This is a genomic window from Micromonospora sp. ABR4_055 (genome assembly GCF_056160425.1).
The window spans coordinates 1-2,191 of the sequence record NZ_JBSWXD010000299.1; the positions used below are offsets into that span (position 1 = coordinate 1).

General features: G+C 64.3%; 3 protein-coding genes and 1 pseudogene. 3 read left to right on the top strand and 1 reads right to left on the bottom strand.

Annotated features, from left to right (window positions below; all coding sequences use genetic code 11):
- Positions 1–405: 405 nt before the first annotated feature.
- The 3 genes and pseudogenes from ACXAHD_RS31980 (at position 406) to ACXAHD_RS31990 (ending at position 1,595) form a co-directional block, all read left to right on the top strand.
- Positions 406–1,278, top strand: coding sequence for a helix-turn-helix domain-containing protein (locus ACXAHD_RS31980; protein ID WP_281552838.1), 873 nt, complete (start codon positions 406–408; stop codon positions 1,276–1,278).
- Positions 1,275–1,349, top strand: a pseudogene (locus ACXAHD_RS31985) (DUF397 domain-containing protein); the annotation flags it as partial. The gene ACXAHD_RS31980 and the pseudogene ACXAHD_RS31985, both read left to right, overlap by 4 nt.
- Entirely contained in the window at positions 1,344–1,595 is a 252-nt protein-coding gene (locus ACXAHD_RS31990; RefSeq protein ID WP_289213686.1) for a DUF397 domain-containing protein, read from the top strand. The pseudogene ACXAHD_RS31985 and the gene ACXAHD_RS31990, both read left to right, overlap by 6 nt.
- Before the next feature lie 178 nt (positions 1,596–1,773).
- Here the strand turns inward: ACXAHD_RS31990 and ACXAHD_RS31995 are convergent, their stop codons facing one another.
- Positions 1,774–2,061 (bottom strand): type II toxin-antitoxin system Phd/YefM family antitoxin, encoded by a 288-nt coding sequence (locus ACXAHD_RS31995; RefSeq protein ID WP_353850297.1) that lies wholly within the window; start codon positions 2,059–2,061, stop codon positions 1,774–1,776.
- Positions 2,062–2,191 lie beyond the last annotated feature (130 nt).

The following is a 2,191-nucleotide window of genomic DNA, read 5'->3' on the forward strand; positions in this document are numbered from 1 at the left end:
CACATTGCGTGTAACCCAGAACTCCACATGAGGAGGCACAGCGATGTGTTCTGTGCGGATAGGGGGTGTAACCCGGACCTTATCGCTGTGTTTTTTGTTTTGCTTCCCCCCCCCCCCCCCCCCACGCCTGATTGGGGAGAACGGCGCTGACCGTTCGGATGGTTTGCCGGCCCACCGATCGGTCATGCCGTATTCGTCGACGAAAGGTCAGCGCCGATTTGCGGCGCTTCGATCTCGTTCCCGAACGAAGAAGAGTCTGTCGGTCAATCTGCACCAACGCAACAGTGTCGGGGCCATGTGGTAGAGATATGGCCAGTCAGTCGAATAGGCCTCGGTCGACCGAGAGTTGACCTGCCAGACGTGCATGATCAATCTGCAGATGATCAATTCCAGGAGGTGGCACCAATGTCCTCGGCCCTGTTGAACTCGTCGGTCCCGCGACGCCAGCTCGGTCGGGAGCTGCGTCGGCTGCGTGAGCGGCTGGCCCGGGTCCCGCAGACCACGGCGGCCCGGGAGTTGGACTGGTCGGCGACCAAGCTGCTGCGGATGGAGCGCGGTGAGGTGCCGATCCGCGCCGAGGACGTGGTGCTGCTCTGTGAGCTGTACGGCGCTGACCTGAAGACCGTCGAGGCGTTGGCCGCGCTGGCTCCGAAGACCAAGGAGAAGGGCTGGTGGCACGACTACGCCAGCATCCCGTCCTGGTTCGAGCTGTTCATCGGTCTGGAGGAGGCCGCCTCCCACCTCCGCGCATTTCACACCGAGCTCGTCCCCGGCGTGCTGCAGACCCGCGAGTACGCCACAGCGGTCTTCGCCCGCAGCCCGCTGCGCCTGTCGCCGGAGGTGATCGAGCAGCGGGTGGCGGTGCGGTTGCAGCGGGCGCAGTTGCTCACCCGGATGGAGCCGATCCTGCCTCGGTTCGACATCGTGCTGGACGAGGCGCTAGTTCGTCGCCCGGCCGGCTCCGGGGCGATCATGGCTGCCCAGCTGCGCCGGCTGGCCGAGGCGAGTGAGCTGCCGAACGTGTCGATCCGGCTGATCCCGTTCAGCGCCGGCATCCACGGTGGAACCTTGTCGCGCGCCTTCACTATGCTCGACTTCCCGGCCGAGCTGGAGCCGACCACCGTCTACGTCGAGGGCCTCACCGGTGCCCTCTTTCTGGACCGCCCGGATGAGGCCGAGCGCTATACGATTGCCTTCGATGACCTGACGGCCGCCGCGCTCGGTCAGGCCGCGACACGTGACCTCCTCGCCCGGACCGCAAAGGAGTACGAGTCATGATCGACCTGTCCACCGCCACCTGGCGTAAGAGCAGCCGCTCCAACGATCAGGGCGACTGCGTCGAGGTGGCTGACGCCACCTGGCGTAAGAGCAGCCGCTCCAACGATCAGGGTCACTGCGTCGAGGTGGCCGACACGACGTGGCGCAAGAGCACCCGTTCCAACGATCAGGGCCAGTGCGTCGAGGTGGCCGACGAGTTGGGCGGGGTGGTCGGCGTGCGGGACTCCAAGGACCCGGTAGGACCGGTGCTGGTGATTTCCCCGGCGAGCTGGTCCGCCTTCATCACCGCCACTAGGACCAGCACCTTCACCGCCTGACTGCTCGCTACCGGCGACGGCTCTCACGATGTGAGGCTGAGATACCTATCGGCAAACGGGATAGGTATCTCAGCCTCACATCGCGTACATGGTCCGCCAGGATTGGGGCCGTGACGACGGTTGCCGGTCAGGAGCGGTAGGCGTCGCGTCGGTGGCGGATCGGCTGGATCTCGACGACCTACTTGGCTTCGGTGTTCCGACGTCGTTTCAGCTCGCCGAGCACCTCGTCCATCGAGAACGTGTCGCCCGAGGCGAAGTCCTGCCTGGACTGGCGGAGATCTGCGAGGGCTTCGGCGTCGGAGAGCAGTTCCAGCGTTTCCCGCATCGACTCGTACTCGGCCACCGAGATCAGCATGACGTCCGCGTGGCTGTTGTGGGTGATCGTGTAGCGGTCGTGCTGCCGGGAGACCCGATCGGCGAGTTCAGCGATACGAGCCTTGGCCTCAGTGATCGAGATGGTCTCCACGGCAGCCATTCTGGTGGCCGGTCAGAGTTTTGACTATCAGGAGGACTTCCCAAAACTATTTCCAGGTCGGTTCAACGCAATCCGTAAACGCGAAAGATCTCCAACTTGGTTACCGTAAGTAATGTGGCGG

Coding starts and splice junctions, on each gene's coding strand:
- ACXAHD_RS31980 (WP_281552838.1), top strand. CDS start 406: ATGTCCTCGGCCCTGTTGAACTCGTCGGTCCCGCGACGCCAGCTCGGT.